Origin of the sequence: Chryseobacterium sp., from assembly GCF_029240215.1 — a bacterium.
Taxonomy (GTDB): Bacteria; Bacteroidota; Bacteroidia; order Flavobacteriales; family Weeksellaceae; genus Chryseobacterium.
In genome coordinates, this window is record NZ_JARBTK010000005.1 from 171,419 (window position 1) to 188,014 (window position 16,596).

General features: G+C 35.4%; 15 protein-coding genes and 1 pseudogene. 7 read left to right on the forward strand and 9 right to left on the reverse strand.

The annotated features are described in order from the left end of the window. Positions 1 to 65: 65 nt before the first annotated feature. Together K0R77_RS12535 and K0R77_RS12540 are read left to right on the forward strand one after the other, a co-directional pair. The gene (locus K0R77_RS12535; protein WP_300352794.1) at positions 66 to 914 is read left to right on the forward strand and encodes an alpha/beta fold hydrolase; all 849 of its coding nucleotides are present in this window, start codon (positions 66 to 68) and stop codon (positions 912 to 914) included. A gap of 115 nt (positions 915 to 1,029) precedes the next feature. Further along, the gene (locus K0R77_RS12540) at positions 1,030 to 1,245 is read left to right on the forward strand and encodes a hypothetical protein (protein WP_300352796.1); all 216 of its coding nucleotides are present in this window, start codon (positions 1,030 to 1,032) and stop codon (positions 1,243 to 1,245) included. A gap of 59 nt (positions 1,246 to 1,304) precedes the next feature. Here the strand turns inward: K0R77_RS12540 and K0R77_RS12545 are convergent, their stop codons facing one another. The 7 genes from K0R77_RS12545 to K0R77_RS12575 form a co-directional block, all read right to left on the reverse strand. Next, entirely contained in the window at positions 1,305 to 2,126 is an 822-nt protein-coding gene (locus K0R77_RS12545; RefSeq protein WP_300352799.1) for a flavin reductase family protein, read from the reverse strand. A 134-nt stretch (positions 2,127 to 2,260) separates the two neighbouring features. After that, entirely contained in the window at positions 2,261 to 3,508 is a 1,248-nt protein-coding gene (gene fahA / locus K0R77_RS12550) for a fumarylacetoacetase (protein ID WP_300352802.1), read from the reverse strand. A gap of 49 nt (positions 3,509 to 3,557) precedes the next feature. After that, positions 3,558 to 4,022 carry a hypothetical protein gene (locus K0R77_RS12555; protein WP_300352805.1) on the reverse strand — a complete coding sequence of 155 codons (465 nt, stop codon included), beginning with the start codon at positions 4,020 to 4,022 and terminating at the stop codon, positions 3,558 to 3,560. Positions 4,023 to 4,088: 66 nt separating this feature from the next. Further along, on the reverse strand, positions 4,089 to 5,219 hold the full coding sequence (gene hppD, locus K0R77_RS12560; RefSeq protein WP_300352808.1) for a 4-hydroxyphenylpyruvate dioxygenase: 1,131 nt from the start codon (positions 5,217 to 5,219) through the stop codon (positions 4,089 to 4,091). Positions 5,220 to 5,450: 231 nt separating this feature from the next. Continuing rightward, positions 5,451 to 6,233: a hypothetical protein gene (locus K0R77_RS12565; RefSeq protein WP_300352811.1), complete on the reverse strand. Its 783-nt coding sequence runs from the start codon at positions 6,231 to 6,233 to the stop codon at positions 5,451 to 5,453. Positions 6,234 to 6,352: 119 nt separating this feature from the next. Beyond that, on the reverse strand, positions 6,353 to 7,627 hold the full coding sequence (locus K0R77_RS12570) for an acetyl-CoA hydrolase/transferase C-terminal domain-containing protein (RefSeq protein WP_300352814.1): 1,275 nt from the start codon (positions 7,625 to 7,627) through the stop codon (positions 6,353 to 6,355). Positions 7,628 to 7,784: 157 nt separating this feature from the next. Further along, a complete protein-coding gene (locus K0R77_RS12575) occupies positions 7,785 to 8,972 on the reverse strand; it encodes a homogentisate 1,2-dioxygenase (protein ID WP_300352817.1) in 1,188 nt (395 codons plus the stop codon). Positions 8,973 to 9,093: 121 nt separating this feature from the next. Between K0R77_RS12575 and K0R77_RS12580 the strand changes: the two genes are divergently transcribed. Continuing rightward, complete coding sequence (locus K0R77_RS12580) at positions 9,094 to 11,166, forward strand: TonB-dependent receptor (RefSeq protein ID WP_300352820.1); 2,073 nt, start codon at positions 9,094 to 9,096, stop codon at positions 11,164 to 11,166. 50 nt (positions 11,167 to 11,216) lie between these two features. Next, positions 11,217 to 11,624, forward strand: a complete 408-nt coding sequence (locus tag K0R77_RS12585; RefSeq protein WP_367182740.1) for a thioredoxin fold domain-containing protein — start codon at positions 11,217 to 11,219, stop codon at positions 11,622 to 11,624. A gap of 103 nt (positions 11,625 to 11,727) precedes the next feature. Here the strand turns inward: K0R77_RS12585 and K0R77_RS12590 are convergent, their stop codons facing one another. Beyond that, complete coding sequence (locus K0R77_RS12590; protein WP_300352825.1) at positions 11,728 to 12,093, reverse strand: DUF1304 domain-containing protein; 366 nt, start codon at positions 12,091 to 12,093, stop codon at positions 11,728 to 11,730. Positions 12,094 to 12,158: 65 nt separating this feature from the next. Between K0R77_RS12590 and K0R77_RS12595 the strand changes: the two genes are divergently transcribed. Together K0R77_RS12595 and K0R77_RS12600 are read left to right on the forward strand one after the other, a co-directional pair. After that, complete coding sequence (locus tag K0R77_RS12595) at positions 12,159 to 12,731, forward strand: Crp/Fnr family transcriptional regulator (protein ID WP_300352827.1); 573 nt, start codon at positions 12,159 to 12,161, stop codon at positions 12,729 to 12,731. A 65-nt stretch (positions 12,732 to 12,796) separates the two neighbouring features. Next, positions 12,797 to 13,240 (forward strand): carboxymuconolactone decarboxylase family protein, encoded by a 444-nt coding sequence (locus K0R77_RS12600; RefSeq protein ID WP_300352829.1) that lies wholly within the window; start codon positions 12,797 to 12,799, stop codon positions 13,238 to 13,240. 215 nt (positions 13,241 to 13,455) lie between these two features. Here the strand turns inward: K0R77_RS12600 and K0R77_RS12605 are convergent, their stop codons facing one another. Beyond that, positions 13,456 to 15,030, reverse strand: coding sequence for a helix-turn-helix domain-containing protein (locus K0R77_RS12605; RefSeq protein ID WP_300352831.1), 1,575 nt, complete (start codon positions 15,028 to 15,030; stop codon positions 13,456 to 13,458). 724 nt (positions 15,031 to 15,754) lie between these two features. Here K0R77_RS12605 and K0R77_RS12610 point away from each other — a divergent pair. Then, positions 15,755 to 16,596, forward strand: a pseudogene (locus K0R77_RS12610) (hypothetical protein); the annotation flags it as partial.

Below are 16,596 nucleotides of genomic sequence, written 5' to 3' on the forward strand. Positions count from 1 at the left end.
TTTAAAAAATAATCTAGATTCCTCCGGAATGACAAAAAATGGATATTAACATTACATAAAAAAATATGAACATCACAAAAAACCTCAACATACAACTCTCAAATCCCGACACCAAAGATTTTCTTGCCGATGCATTTTATTCTGAAACTGATGGCAAATTTCCTTTGGTGATTTTCGTTCACGGTTATAAAGGCTACAAAGATTGGGGTGCGTGGAATTTAATGGCGGAAAAGCTTGCGGAAGCAGGTTTTTTCTTTGTTAAATTTAATTTTTCGCACAACGGAACCACAATTGTAAATCCAACAGAATTTGATGATCTGAAAGCTTTTGGTGAAAATAATTATTCAAAAGAACTTTCAGATTTGGGTTTTGTGATCAATCATTTTACAAAAGACCCGAAAGTTGATGATCAGAAAATTATTTTGATGGGTCACAGCAGAGGCGGAGGGGTTTCTATCGTGAAAACTTGTGAAGATGAAAGGATCAACGCTCTGATCACTTTAGCAAGTGTAGATACTTTAGAAAGATTCCCAAAAGGTGACGGTCTTGAAGAGTGGAAAAATAAAGGGGTTTATTATGTAGAAAATGCAAGAACAAAACAGGAAATGCCACATTATTATCAGTTTTATGAAGATTTTAAAAATAATGAACACCGTTTTGATGTTGAGCGTTCAATGGAAATGGCAAAAGCTCATGTTTTAATTATTCATGGAACAAATGATGAAGGTGTGAATATGAAAAATGCCGAACATCTTCATATTTTACATCCCAATTCAGAATTATTTTTAATCGAAAATGGAAATCATGTTTTCGGTGCCAAAGAACCGTGGATAGAAGATAATTTGCCTGTAGATTTGAATGCTGTGGTTGAGAAATGTATTGGGTTTATTAATGATAAAATTGTGAATGAATAAATTAAAAATATTTATTTTTCAATCATTTGGGAAAAACATTTGTAATCTGACTTGATTTTCAATTATTTTTAATAATTTAGTCAATACGTTAAACAAATACCAAAACAAATTTATTATGAAGAAATTAAACTTAAAAAATGCTCAAAAATTAAGCAGAGAAGCACAAAAAAACATTTCAGGAGGAGATAAGGTTTTACAATGTAACTTAAGTGGTTGCTTTGATAATTATTTTAGTAATGGACAAGGTGGATGTGTTGTACCTCCCTGCGCACCGCCTAATTTAGGTACAGAAGTGGTAGATTCTCAAGGACGTTGGAAATGTTGTTACTAAAAGTCTGGTATTAAGAATAAAAAAGGAGTGAAAATTTTCACTCCTTTTAATTTTGAAATTTATCTGATTAATAATTTCCAAGCTTCTTCAATTTTACTTTCAAGCAAAAATTTCTGAGCTTCAAGATGAATATTTTCATCATCATGACAAGTTTCTGAAGGTAAAACTTCCACGTTGGCAAGCATTCCCAAATCGTTTCCTGTGAATACTTTGCTGTATTTTATAGCATCAGGAAGGAGATCAAAACCAATCCCTTTTGTAACCAAAGGTTTCGGAACTTCAAAAAGATTGTTTTCATTATTTCTCGAATACCAGTTTCCGCCAAGTCGTGCAACCATATCGAGTTTCTTCTGATCTAAATTTCCTTCTTCATTTAGATATTCTTCACTGATATGAATTTTTTTAACCTCACAAATCACGAGATTTCCGGCGCCACCTTGATCTCCTAAAGATTTTATTTCTAAAACTTTACATTCAAAATTGACAGGACATTCTTCAATCAGTTTTGGTTTCACTAAATCAGCATCTTTCATCGTCAATCCGGACTTGATAAACTCATTCACTCCATCATCATATTCGGTTGAGGCTAAAGAAATCTGCTGTACAATAGGGAAATTAACCGTTCCAATGACAACTTCAGGAACTTCATATACATTTTCTAAAGTATGTTTTGTGGTATTGTCCCGAACTCTTCTTGATGGCGAAAAAATCAAAATCGGAGGAACCGTACTGAACATATTAAAGAAGCTGAACGGCGATAAATTACTGTTTCCGTCCCTATCAACTGTTGAAGCCAGTGCAATTGGTCGTGGTGAAACGGCTGTTTGCATGATGGTTTGCAGTTGTACAGGAGTTATTTCGGATGGAATTACTGTTTTCAAAAATATTAATTTAAATTGGATATTTACGTATGTACTTCATTTGTCATTCCTGAGGAATCATACAATATTGAACTATAATTGCTTGGATTCCTACGAAATGACAAACTTGGTGAATATTATTTTGTATTTAAAATTTATTTCGTTGGAATAATTTTACCGGAAACTTCACCGAAACCAACTCTCACTCCATCTTTTTCAGCCCAGGCCTTCATCGTTACCGTATCATTATCTTCAATGAACTTTCTTTCCTGTCCGTTGCTTAATGTGATCGGGTTTTGACCTCTCCACGTTAATTCAAGCATTGAACCGAAAGACTTTGGATCGCTTCCTGAAATAGTTCCGCTTGCATATAGATCACCGACTTCAAGGTTACATCCGTTTACGGTGTGATGAGCCAATTGCTGTGTCATGTTCCAGTACATATGTTTGTAGTTGCTTTCAGAAATTAGATTTTCTTCACCGTTTTCAGGCTGGATATAAACTTCAAGATTGATATCGTAGTTTTTATCTCCTTCAAATTTTAAATAATCTAAAACTTCAGGATCTTGATTTGGAGAAGTAGTTCTGAAAGGTTCCAGAGCTTCCAGAGTTACCACCCAAGGAGAAACTGACGAACCGAAATTTTTAGCCAAAAACGGCCCTAATGGAACATATTCCCAAGACTGAATATCTCTTGCTGACCAGTCATTGAAAATCACCATACCAAAGATTGTATTCTCAGCGTCTTTTGTAGATACGCTTTCTCCCATTTCCGTGTTCTGATTGATAATGAAAGCCATTTCCAACTCAAAATCCAGTTGTTTGCAGGGTCCGAAAACAGGTTTGTCTGCATCTGCAGGTTTCATCTGACCTTTTGGACGGTTGATATCTGTTCCTGAAACGACAATTGAGGAAGCTCTTCCGTGATAACCTACGGGTAAATGTTTCCAGTTTGGTAGCAAAGCGTTTGCAGGGTCTCTGAACATTTTCCCAACATTCGTTGCATGTTCAATGCTGCTGTAGAAATCTGTGTAGTTTGGAATGTGTACCGGCATGATCATTTTTACCTGATCCAAATCGTAGAATGCATCTTCAATGGTTTTTTCATCTTTAGATAAAATAGAACCTTCCTGTAATAATTCCTGAATTTTAAGACGTACTGCATTGGTTACAGTTTTTCCTAATTCAATGAATTCATTTAAAGTATATGCTTCGAAAACGTTGTCATCTAAACCTTCAATTTCTTCGAAATACGAAAGATCATACAAAAGCGCAAGATCAACAACCTGATCGCCGATTCTTGTACAACAGGCAATAAATTCTTTGTTAAACACAGCAACTCCAAAAGGAATGTTGTGAATTGAAAAATCTGAATTTGAGTTATATTCTACAAATGATTTCATAAGATGATAGTTTGGAGTTTAGATTTAAAAAGAAAACTTTTAATTGTTATTATTTTGATTTTTTGGAATAAGATTCTTCATCAATCCATCGGTCTCTGGAATTGATATCAATAAGGTAAAGAATGTCCTTTTGTTTTGTTAAAAGAAGTGTTTTAGCAACAGGAATCGGGATTTTTTTGTTTTCGAGTTTATCTGCTCTCAGAGAAATGATATTCTTTTTTCGGATAATGTCACCCGAAAAAACATTCGATGTACTTTGCCCTGTTGATTTATCGTCAAACATTTCTACATAAGTAGCATCTTTCCCTTTGATGATGATAAAACTTCTTTCTGTGTGATCTGGAAAATCTTTGATAAGAACAAATTTTTTATTGTCTACACTCACGTTTTCAAGATGTTGATTGACTCCTAATCTTTCCTCAAGACGGTTAAGAATTTCATTGATAGCTCCGTAATTTTGTGCTTTAAAAGCAAATCCTGCAAAAAATAATGTTAAGATGAATAATTTTTTCATATGCTGTGTTTATAAAAAAGTTTTGCCAAGATCTGCATCCTGACAAAACTTTATATTTATTTAAATTTAAAGATTTCCTCTTTTTTCCTGCTCTCTTTCTAAAGCTTCGAAAAGCGCTTTAAAATTACCTGCTCCGAAGCTTTGTGCGCCGTGTCTTTCAATGATTTCAAAGAAAAGAGTAGGGCGGTCTTCAACAGGTTTTGTGAAGATTTGTAATAGATAGCCTTCCTCATCATGATCGATCAAGATTCCTAGATCCTGAAGTTTTTTAAGATCTTCGTCGATGTGACCTACTCTCTCTGGAACCATGTTGTAATATGCTTCCGGTGGAGCAGAAAGGAATTCTACACCGCGTTTTTTTAGCTCAGTTACTGTATGAATAATGTCTTTTGTGGCAACTGCGATATGCTGTACACCTTCACCTTCATAGAAATCAAGATATTCCTCAACCTGAGATTTCTTTTTACCTTCTGCTGGTTCATTGATCGGGAATTTTGCAAATCCGTTTCCGTTTGACATTACTTTAGACATCAATGCAGAATATTCTGTGTTGATCTGCTTATCATCAAATGACAGGATGTTAACAAATCCCATTACTTTTTCGTACCATTCAACAGTTGGGATCATTCTGTCCCAGTCTACATTTCCTACACAATGGTCAACGTACAGCAAACCGGCTTCTTCAGGTTTGTAATCGCTTTCCCATTTTTGATAGCCGGGCATGAACGGACCTGTATAATTTTTTCTCTCGATAAACATATGAACAGTTTCTCCGTAAGTATAAATTCCTGACATTTTTACTTCACCGTACTCATCGGTCAATGTTACAGGCTCTAGATACGGTTTTCCACCTCTTTTTGTGGTTTCTTCAAATGCTGAATAGGCATCATCTACCCACAATGCCAAAATTTTCACTCCATCGCCGTGTTTTTTTACGTGCTCACTGATTGGAGAGTCGGATTTAAGACCTGTCGTTAAGATCAATCTTATTTTTCCCTGCTGAAGAACATAAGAAGCGCGATCTCTCACTCCGGTTTCGGGACCTGCATAAGCCACAGACTGAAAACCAAAAGCGGTTTTATAATAATGTGCAGCCTGCTTTGCGTTTCCTACATAAAACTCAATATAATCTGTACCGTTGATCGGCAAAAAATTCTCAGCCTGAGCAATTTTTTCGGCAAATGTAAGTGTTGACATATTTTCTATTTTTACTTTTTATTTAATAGGTTGCAAATTACAAAATTCCTGTAAATAATTAAAAACATTATTGTTGTGTAGGTGATTTCATTATATATAATAAAAAATAAAGTTTTGTTTAAGTGTATTTAAGTTTATTGTTTTTATGATAAATTTTTTACATTTGTATAAGAAATCCCAGATAATGAAAAAAAAATGTTAAAATAGAGAAAGCCGTAACTAATACGGCTTTTATTTTTTAATATTTAACCTTCCTGCGTCCGGATTGTAATTATCCCAAATTTTCCAGACATTGTTTATTTTACGAATGAAATAAATTTGAGTATTCAACTGATTGACAAAATGTTGTTCACCTGTTTCACCTACTTTGAAAAGAAGATTCCAAAACTCCTGAGTTTCAAGTATTTTTTTATCAGGCTCATCTGTGACAATGTTGATGTCAAATACTTCAAAGTTTGACCGATTGTTTTTAGTGACCAGTTCAAAGTTTCTCTCACAAAGCTCTTTGCTGAACTCTGAAGCTCTTTCCAGAAAAGGGGAATTTTCAAAAACGAGATCTTTAAACAGCTCAAGCTTCAGTACAGGAAAGTTTTTATACAGTTCGAAAACGGTAGAACAATATCTGTAAACAATGTCTGTTGAAAAAATATCTTCATCTAAATCCTTATGATTAATTTCATTTTCTTTGATATAACAGATATACGAATTGAGATCTTTAAAGCCTAAAAATATACAAATCTTATCAAGAGTTTTCAGGAAACGAAGATCATTATGGGTTTTGTCCTGATAGTCATTTTCAAAAAAGCGCTGTAATGTAATGTGTGAAATCGTATTTCCAAGTTCAAATTTTTTGTCATATCTGAGTTCTTCAGACAATGCGAGTTCATTTTTAATAATTTCCGAAAGAATTATATAATGACTTCTTTTCCAACCCTGAACTTTTCCCAAAACCGAATCTTTTACTTTTGAATGTCTTACAACTTCATCTTTTATCGAATTATATATGGTCTTCAAATGTGTGTTATTTATCAAAAAATTTTAGCAAAAAGATTGCCATAAGCTTTCGGTGTTTGTAATTTCTCTAATTTCATTAAATATACGTTTTTTAGTCAAACGGAACTTTTGAAATGTTTTTAAAGCTTAAATCTTTCATAAGCTGCCCTCTCCAACATCTCTCTGTCATCCGGGTGTGCGATGCTGATGAGTTCCTGAGCTCTCTGACGAAGGTTTTTTCCATATAAATAAGCGGTTCCATATTCTGTAACCACCCAATGAATGTGTCCTCTTGTTGTCACGACTCCTGCTCCTTGTTTTAAAAATGGAACAATTCTGGAAACTCCTTTTTTTGTCCTTGAGGTAATGGCGATAATTGGTTTTCCGTCTTCGCTTAAAGCAGCACCTCGCATAAAATCCATTTGTCCGCCAATTCCGCTGTACTGCATAGTTCCTATGGAATCTGCACAAACCTGTCCGGTTAAATCAATTTCAATCGCAGAATTGATGGCAACCATTTTTTTGTTTCTCATAATATTGATCGGGAAATTGACATTGCTTACATCGTCAAATGAAAAAACAGTATTGTCATCTACGTAATCGTATAATTTTCTTGTCCCGAAGCAGAAACTTGTGATGGTTTTATTATCGTTGTAGCCTTTATATTTATTATTGATAACATCATTTTGAATCAAATCAATCACTCCGTCGCTCAACATTTCTGTGTGAACACCAAGATCTTTATGATTATTCAGACATTTTAAAACCGCATCAGGAATAGTTCCGATTCCCATTTGTAATGTTGATTTGTCTTCAATAAGTTCTGCAACATTTTTTCCGACAAGCATTTCTTCAGGACCAACTTTTGCTCCATAATCAACCGTAGGAAGCTCTTCTTCGTGCCAAACCAATTTATTGATTCTGTTTACATGAATCATTCCGTCTCCATGAGTTCTTGGCATTAACGGATTTACTATTGCAACGATAATTTTTGCTGTATCAACCGCAGCTCTTGCTACATCCACCGAAGTTCCCAATGTACAAAATCCATGTTTGTCGGGTGGCGAAACGGTGATCAAAGCCACATCCAATGGTAAAATGTTTTTTCTGAATAAAATCGGAATTTCACTTAAAAACACGGGAACAAAATCTCCTCTGTCGGAGTTGACCGCATCACGAACAGGAGTGGAAACGAACAATGAGTTTACAAAAAATTTGTCTCTATATTCGGGTTTTGCAATTTCCACATTTCCCTGTTGAGTTATAGAAACCATTTCTACATTATCCAACCGGTGAGATTGTCTCGCCAGCTCATCAATTAAATAATTGGGAGTACATGCACTTCCGTGAAAAAATACCCGATTTCCGCTTTTGATAGTATAAATTGCTTCTTCTGCGCTGATATAATTATGCATATTGATTTTTTATAAATTTTTCTTAGTCTTAAAGATACTTCATATCGCTTTTATTAAGTCCAAATATTCTCAGATATTTATCATGTTTTAGTTAAATCTAGTAAATAAAAGGGCTGAATGTATTACATTCAGCCCTTTTATTTATTTAAATTACTTTTTACTCCTGAGAACGGTCTTCCAAGTTATGATCTTCACTTTCCAGCCATGAGGTTTTGTATGAAGGATCTTCTACTTTCAACGCTTCTTCCGTAATTTTTAAAGGACGGAAAGGGTCAACCATCACGGCATATTCTTCCGTGAATTTTTTACCGATACTTCTTTCCATTGCTCCAGGATGAGGTCCGTGAACGATTCCTCCCGGGTGAAGCGTAAAGTCCATTAAATCAATGTGGTTACGGCTCATAAAATCACCTTCTGTGTAGAATAAAACTTCATCAGAATCAATATTGGAGTGATTGTAAGGCGCCGGAATTGCCATTGGATGATAGTCATACATTCTCGCGCAAAACGAACAAACCACAAAATTGTGCGCCTCAAAAGTCTGGTGAACCGGTGGCGGTTGGTGAATTCTACCTGTAATCGGTTCGAAATTTTTGATATTAAATTTATAAGGATAAAAATACCCGTCCCAACCTACAACATCGAACGGATGCGTCGCGTAGATGAAATCCGTAATTTGATTTTCTTTTTTTACTTTAATTAAAAATTCTCCTTTTTCATCTTTTGGTTCCTTGAAAGTAGGAGCAATGATATCTCTTTCGCAGAACGGAGAATGTTCTAAAAGTTGCCCGAATTCGTTTCTGTACCTTTTTGGAGTGTAAATCGGAGAATGACTTTCTACTACAAAGAAAACGGTGTCGTCAGAATTTAATTCAACCTGATAAATTGTTCCTCTCGGAATAATAAGATAATCGCCAACAAAAAATTCAAGATCACCCACAAAAGTTTTTAAAATTCCGCTTCCGTTGTGAACATATAAAAGCTCGTCACACTCAGCATTTTTGTAGAAATAATCCATTGATTTTCTAGGTTTCGATAATCCCATTTTCAGGTCATTGTTTACCATCAAAAACTTTCGGCTGTCCATAAAATCGTCTTCAGGAGTGACGTTCATTCCTTTAAACATTCTTGGAGTTACGTTTTTATCAACAGCAATTTTCGGTGTTACATCTTTTGCTTCACCGATAGATTTTATCTGAGTCGGACGGTGAATATGGTACAACAGGGAAGAAATTCCGTGAAAACCTTCCGTCCCGAAAAGTTGTTCGTAATAGAATTTATCTTCCGGAGATTTGAAAATCGTATGCCTTTTTGGTGGGATATTTCCCGACTGATGATATCTCATTTTACTTTTATATCTAGATTCTCAAATTTAATAAATTTTCACGAATTGAATTTGATAAAGATTTTCAGATAGTTTTGCTGTTCTAAAAATAATTGTTAGTTTTGCCTAACAATTTAATTTCATGAAGCGAATATTATTTTCTGCCATCTTTTTTTCAGGTTATTGTTTTTCACAGGAGGTGGATAGTTTGAATGTAAACCCATCAGAAAAACTGGATTCGGTGAAAATTTCAGGCAAAAAAGAGATGAAAACAAAATTAATCGATGATGTTGTCATTACCGGAACCATAAAACCAATAAGCAGATCGAAAAGTCCGGTTGCGGTTGAAATTTACAGTCAAAAATTTTTCCAGAAAAACCCGACTCCCAATATTTTTGAAGCCATTGCAATGGTAAATGGTGTGAAACCTCAATTAAATTGCTCGGTTTGTAATACGGGAGATATTCATATCAACGGATTGGAAGGACCTTACACGATGATTTTGATCGACGGAATGCCGATTGTAAGTTCGCTTTCCACCGTTTATGGTTTAAGTGGAATTCCTAATAGTTTGATTGACAGAATTGAAGTTGTAAAAGGTCCTGCTTCGTCTCTTTATGGTTCTGAAGCAATGGGCGGAGTCATTAATATTATCACTAAAAACGCTTTGACTGCCCCAAAATTAAGTATTGATCTTATGACAACAACCTGGGCTGAAAATAATGTGGATCTGTCAACCAAATTTAACTTTGGAAAAAATGTCGCTTCATTATTAAGCTTAAATTATTTTAATTATGAAAAAAGATTCGATGAGAATAAAGATAATTTCACGGATGCAGCATTACAAAACAGAGTTTCAGTCTTCAATAAATGGAATTTCCAGAGAAAGGAAAACCGATTGGCAAGTTTTGCATTGAGATATTTATATGAAGACCGTTTCGGCGGCGAAATGCAGTGGAATAAATCATATCGTGGAAGCAATGAAGTGTATGGAGAAAGTATTTATACCAATAGAGTAGAGGCTTTCGGGATGTATCAGTGGCCGATGAAAGAAAATATTATTACCCAATTTTCGTATAATTTTCATGATCAGAATTCATTTTATGGGAGTAACCCGTTTAATGCGACACAGAAAGTGGCTTTTGTACAAACGTACTGGGATAAAAAACTCGGAAATCATGATTTGATTTTAGGAGTTACTTATAAAAAAACTTTTTATGATGATAATACACCCGGAACTTCATCTGTGGACGGATTTACAAACGAACCGATGAAATCTCCAATTTTTGGAGCGTTTATTCAGGATCAATGGGAAATTAACGAAAAAAATACATTGTTGCTGGGCTACAGATTTGATTACGATAAAATCCATCATTCTGTTCATTCACCGCGTTTCGCGTGGAAATTTTCTCCCAATCCTTATCATACGTTGCGATTCAATTTTGGGACAGGCTTCAGGGTGGTGAATTTATTTACAGAAGATCACGCTGCGTTGACGGGTTCTCGCGAAGTCGTGATTCAATCAAATTTAAAACCTGAAAAATCCGTCAACGGAAATTTGAATTATGTCTGGAAAATCCCTGTCGGAGATCGTTTGATTAATGTGGATGCTTCTGCGTTTTACACATATTTCAGCAATAAAATTGTCGGAGATTTTGATAAAGATCCTGAGAAAATTATTTACGATAATCTTCACGGATACGGAATTTCAAGGGGAGCTTCAATGAATGTGGATTACAGTTTTAGTTTTCCTTTGAGTATTAATTTAGGCGTGACTTATCTTGATGTGTATCAGAAATTTGATGGTGAAAATGAAAAAGTTCAACAACTTCATGCTCCAAAATGGAGCGGAACGTACAGTTTGACCTATAAATTTCCCAAGAATCTGACGATAGATTTTACAGGACAGTTTTATGGTCCGATGCGATTGCCTGTTTTACCAAATGATTATCGACCAGAATATTCTCCGTTTTATTCGTTGGCGAATATTCAGGTTTCAAAAAGTTTCAAATCCGGGTTTGAAGTATATTGCGGAATTAAAAATCTGTTCAATTTCACTCCTAAAGATCCGTTGATGCGACCTTTTGATCCGTTTGACCAACATGTTAATGATCCGATCAACAACCCCAATCATTATACTTTTGATACGACTTACGGATTCGCTCCGATGCAGAAAATCAGAGGTTTTATGGGAGTAAAATATACTTTGAAATGAAAAATTTAACGATATTTTTAATTTTAGTGCCTTGTTTTTGTCTTTCACAGATGAAAACTCGCACTTTTTCTGATCTTGAAAATTCGCAAAAACAACAGCAAAAGCCCGTTATTATTCATCTTTATACAGATTGGTGTTCGGTCTGCAAGATTGAATCTTTTCAATTAAATAAGAATAAAGAGTTGGTTGAAATGATTAATAAAGATTTTTATTTCATCAATTTTGAAGCGGAAAAGACAAAAGAGAAAATCAATTTTCAAGGACAGGAATTTGATTATTTACCCAATGGAAATTCCGGAATTCATGAGCTGGCTTTAGCTTTGTCTAAAAATAAAAATCAGCCTGTTTATCCGTTGTGGATTATTTTAGATAAGAATCAGAATCTGATTTATTTTCATGAAGGGCAATTTAAGCCTGAAAAAATGAAGGAAAGGTTAAAAGAAATTACGAATCTCTAAGACGATGTTTGTCATTCCGTAGGAATCTAAGCAAAGTCTTTTGCGAAGTTGAGATTCCTACGGAATGACAAAGACGGGATAAATTTTTTACAGATGAGAAAAATTATTTTAATAAAACCACAATAATCGCCAAAATAGCAGGTAAAGCTTGAACAAAAAATATCTTTTTCGTCGCAGAAATTGCACCGTAAATTCCTGCAATGGCTACACAACTCAGGAAAAATAGAGCAACATTGGTTTGCCATTTCGGATCTCCAATGAAGAAAGACCAGATCAATCCGGCGGCAAGAAAACCGTTATAAAGTCCCTGATTGGCTGCTAAACCTTTTGTGGGCTTAAACATTTCTGCGGGTAAAGCTGCTTTGAAAACTTCCTTTCCTTTGGTTTCCCACGCAAACATTTCCATCCAAAGAATGTAGATGTGTTCTATTGCGACTAATGCGATCAAAATTTTTGCAACGATTTCCATGATTCAATGTTTTGTCATTGTAAAACTAAAAAAATAAAGTTAAGTTTGATTACACAATTTCAAAAATGAATACTTTTAAGGGACATTTAGATAAATTTATCAATATCAGTGAAGAAGAATATACTTCTGTTCTCTCTTTTTTTCAGGTTTTAGAAATAAGTAAAAAGGAAAATCTTACCTTAAGTGGTGAGATTTGCAGATCCTTGTATTTTGTGCAGAAAGGTTGCCTCAGAAAGTTTTTTATTAATGAAAAAGGAGTGGAACAAACCACCGAATTTGCCATCGAAAATTGGTGGATCACCGATACTTTTGCCTATGAAAGACAGGCAAAATCCAGTTTTACTATTCAGTCCGTTGAGCGGTCTACAGTTTTGGTAATTGATCTTCAATCTCAGGAAAAATTATTAAAGAAACATCCTGTAATGGAGCGTTATTTCAGAATGATCTATCAAAGAGCTTATGCTGCGGCAGAACGAAGAATCAGATATCTGTATGAGATGAGCAGGGAAGAATTGTACATCCATTTCAGTACTCAATATCCTTGGTTTATTCAGAGGATTCCACAATATTTAATTGCTTCTTTTCTGGGTTTCACTCCGGAATATTTAAGTGAAATTCGGGCAAAATTACGTTCTTAAACCAGTTTAAGATTTTTGATGTTTTAATCATTGACCTTTGTATCAGAAATTTAAAACAAAATAATATGAGTACAAGAGTAAACATCGCAACTACAGATTCAGCAGCTTACAAAGCAATGATGGGATTGGAAGGATACCTTCAGACTATTTCTTTAAACCACATTCAGAAAGAATTAATTAAAATCAGGGCTTCACAGATCAACGGATGTGCGTTCTGTCTTGATATGCATACAAAAGACGCGGTGAAGTACGGCGAAACTCCACAAAGAATCTACCTTCTGAACGCATGGAGAGAAGCCTTGGAACTTTACACGGAAGAAGAACAGGTGCTTTTGGCGATGACTGAGGAGATTACCTTAATCAGCCAAAAAGGATTGACTGAAGAAACTTATTATAAGGCTAAACAATTGTTTGATGAAGCTCAGATTGCACAAATTATCATGGCGATTGTTACCATTAATGCATGGAACAGAATCGCAATCAGTACGCATTTGCCGATCATGAAGTAGATTATTAATTATGATTGTTAATAAAAGAGTTTTTTCGATTTCGAAAAAGCTCTTTTATTTTGAAAAATATGATCTTTGTCATTCCGTAGAAATCTAAACAAAGTCTTTAACTTTCAACCGTTGAGATTCCTGCGGAATGACAAACACTCTTCTTCTTCTTTTTCTTAACAGTTTAAATTATTGAAAGTCAGAAAAATGTTTTATTAATAGGTTTTTTACTCTTCTTTCCCCAACAGACTAATATAGGATGAAGGCGAAACTCCCGTTATATCTTTAAAAACTTTTGAAAAAGCATAAGCAGATGAGAAGCCGGTTTCTTCTGCCAGATAACTAACCTTGTATTTTCTGTATTCCGGGACATTTTCTATTTTTTCTACAATGTAGTTGATGCGCAGCGTGTTGATATAACTGCTGAAATTATCGGCTTTATGCTTTTTGATGACTATGGATAGGTATGTCGCATTGGTATTGAGCTGGGATGTGATTTCCCTTACTGCGATTCCTTTCTCGTTGTAGCGGTGCTCTTTTTCAAATTTTTCCAGCCCCTTTAGCAGTCTCATCTCTACATCTTCGCTCAGGTTTTCGTTTTTCGGCTCTTCTTCGTTATTTCCTGTGATTTGTATGTTTTCTGTATTTTTGTTTTCTGCTGTATGTTGTTCTTCTGAGTTTCTGTTCTTTCGGTATACTTCAAAAGCGGCTTTCTCGCTAAGACGTTTTTTTCTTTGCCAACCCACTATGATAAGCAGAGCGATGATGAGAGTACCAAATCCGATGGCAATTTTATAGAAATTGGATGTTATTGATTTCTTCTGGCTGTTTTCGGTTTTAATTAATTCAACAGCAGTATTCAGTTGGGATTTCTGCTGTTGGTTTTCCAGTTCCAGAAGATTGGTTCTGTATTCTCTAAGTTTTTCTTTATTATTTGTTTGTTCATACAGTTGTATAAAGTTTTGGTAGAGCTCTTTCTCTTCATTCAGAAAATGGTTTAGCTTAAATATTTTCTCAGCCCTTTTCAAATAGATTTCTGCTGAATCCGTTTGTTTGGTTTCCAAAAAGATAGCCCCTTTGTTCATAAAAGCATTTCCGTCCATATAGGCATTTTTTCCTTGGTTTATGGAAAGAAGCTTATCAAACGCCCAGATTGCAGAATCTTGTTTTCCCGCTTTTTTGTAACCGATTCCTATATTTCCATAGCCAATCATCGAGAACTGTTCCCTTTCCGTCTTTTTACCAATCTGTAAATAGCTCGACAAAGATTTTCGGGCATAGGCAAGGCGCAAAGATGTACTGTCTTTGGACTTTTCTTTCAGCATCGTAAGATAAGCATAGAGATTCCCGAGATAGATTCGGTCGGTATCATTACCCGGGTTTTTCACCATTTCTATGCCTTTCTGTATATTTTCTTTGGCAAGGTCATCCATCTCAAGCAGGATATATTCATTACCTATAAGACCCCGCATACCGGCAGCATCGGCACGATAGCCGTATTTTTCGGAAAGCTGGGCCGCTTTTTGGGCATATTCTATAGCATTTTTCCCTTCTCCCTTTGTAGAATAGTGGTTGGCAATCACTTCATAGGCACGGATGGTCACAAGATGGAGCTGTTTCCTTTCGGTTTCTTCTATCAGGGCAAGCAATTTTTTCTGTGCTGCTTTCGGATGGGTTTTCATCTCTGTTTGATGCTGCTCCAGTTTTGCCTGGTAAGATTTTGGAATTTCAGGAATCTGGGCAAAGGATAAAGAGCAGATAAGCAGGAGTACAAAAGAAGAAAAAAAGTATTGTGTTTTCATAGTATCGCAAAGATAAAACATTAAAATAAAAAATACCTGTTGACAGGTGTCTACAATAATTTAATATGGACGTAAAATTATTTGTAAGTAGTTGATCATTAGTCTAGTGCAAAGGTTATAGCTGCAAGTTTATTTTAAAAAATACCCATATATAATTTCAAATTTTGTATGTTTTTTTTGATTTTATGTATGCCAATTGGTTGTCTGTATGCGTGTAGTTGTTTCTCTTTGTTCCTTGAAAAAAGATTTTAAAAACTCAGGTAAGATTTGTTGTTCTCAGAAAAATTAGAAGTGGTGTTACTAAGGACCGGTGCAAAAAAGTTACAAGTATTTGTAAGACACAATCGTTTCGTTGAACTGTGTAACAGAGAGGCGGTTTTATTGTGTTCCGGCAATGAGGTTTCTAAGTCCAAAGTTGACGTTGGATGACCTCATTTTTCACGTTACGAACTCCAAAAATGAGGTTACAAGCCTCAAAGTTGACGTTCCAGACCTCAAATTTGACCTTACAAACCTCAAAAATGGACTTAACAACGTCAAATATGTACCACTCAATGGAAATTAAAGGCAGATGCACCGTCACTTCGAGTAGCGCAGCGTATCGAGAAGGGTTTTAGGAGAGGTTCTCAATGCAAAATTCTTTCAGGATTTCAATCGAGCTGACGAAACAATAGACAGACGAAACAATAGACAATTAAATATTAACAATTAAAAAAATACAAAAATGAAGAAAATTCTAGTTACGGCTGCATTTTTGGCAGCAGCAATGGCAGCAGCTCAAGTGGGTATCAACAACGAGGCTCCGAAGGCCACCTTGGATGTAACAGCAAAGACTACAGACGGCACAAAACCGGAAGGTATCATTGCCCCGAGACTTACGGGAGACCAGATAAAATCCGGAGATACCCAATATGATACCCCTCAGATTGGATCCATAGTCTATGCAACCGCTGCTGTTGGTGGTACACCTGCTGGTAAGACAATAAACATTACATCACCAGGTTATTATTATTTTGATAACAATTTAGTTTGGCAAAAACTTTCCGGGGCTGCTGCTGGTAATTTTTGGGATTTGACAGGCAATGCGAGTACTAATCCAATTGGTACAGTACCCACTCTTATGGGTGCAACCAACAACTATGTAGGTACCAAAGATGCTCAAAACCTGGTTTTAGGGGTTAATGGTATTTCAAGAGCTATTATTACTACAACAGGTAGTTTTTATGGTGGTGCAGGAGCAGTTGATAATGGTACGCTTGAAGCAGCAAATACAGTTACCGGCATAGGTAGTTTTGTATGGGGCAGTGGTAATTCAGCAACGGGTAACTTGGTCTCAATATTTGGAAGGGCTAATTCTACTACATCTTCTTCTACCAATATATATGGTAATAGTAATGTTATAACTGGCAGCAATAGTGTCAACACATTTGTAACCGGTAATACAAACACTGTTAACAATTTTCAAGCCTCATTGGTAAATGGTAAGAACAACATCATTAATTATACTGCAGCTGCCGGATCTGGCGTAATGGGTGATGGCGGAAACCTTGTTTCGGGTAAAGAGAA

Bases quoted from the DNA above. Each gene is read 5' to 3' on its own strand.
- K0R77_RS12535 (WP_300352794.1), top strand. From the start codon at position 66: ATGAACATCACAAAAAACCTCAACATACAACTCTCAAATCCCGACACC.
- K0R77_RS12540 (WP_300352796.1), top strand. From the start codon at position 1,030: ATGAAGAAATTAAACTTAAAAAATGCTCAAAAATTAAGCAGAGAAGCA.
- fahA (WP_300352802.1), bottom strand. From the start codon at position 3,508: ATGAAATCATTTGTAGAATATAACTCAAATTCAGATTTTTCAATTCAC.
- K0R77_RS12555 (WP_300352805.1), bottom strand. From the start codon at position 4,022: ATGAAAAAATTATTCATCTTAACATTATTTTTTGCAGGATTTGCTTTT.
- hppD (WP_300352808.1), bottom strand. From the start codon at position 5,219: ATGTCAACACTTACATTTGCCGAAAAAATTGCTCAGGCTGAGAATTTT.
- K0R77_RS12570 (WP_300352814.1), bottom strand. From the start codon at position 7,627: ATGCATAATTATATCAGCGCAGAAGAAGCAATTTATACTATCAAAAGC.
- K0R77_RS12575 (WP_300352817.1), bottom strand. From the start codon at position 8,972: ATGAGATATCATCAGTCGGGAAATATCCCACCAAAAAGGCATACGATT.
- K0R77_RS12580 (WP_300352820.1), top strand. From the start codon at position 9,094: ATGAAGCGAATATTATTTTCTGCCATCTTTTTTTCAGGTTATTGTTTT.
- K0R77_RS12585 (WP_367182740.1), top strand. From the start codon at position 11,217: ATGAAAACTCGCACTTTTTCTGATCTTGAAAATTCGCAAAAACAACAG.
- K0R77_RS12590 (WP_300352825.1), bottom strand. From the start codon at position 12,093: ATGGAAATCGTTGCAAAAATTTTGATCGCATTAGTCGCAATAGAACAC.
- K0R77_RS12595 (WP_300352827.1), top strand. From the start codon at position 12,159: ATGAATACTTTTAAGGGACATTTAGATAAATTTATCAATATCAGTGAA.
- K0R77_RS12600 (WP_300352829.1), top strand. From the start codon at position 12,797: ATGAGTACAAGAGTAAACATCGCAACTACAGATTCAGCAGCTTACAAA.
- K0R77_RS12605 (WP_300352831.1), bottom strand. From the start codon at position 15,030: ATGAAAACACAATACTTTTTTTCTTCTTTTGTACTCCTGCTTATCTGC.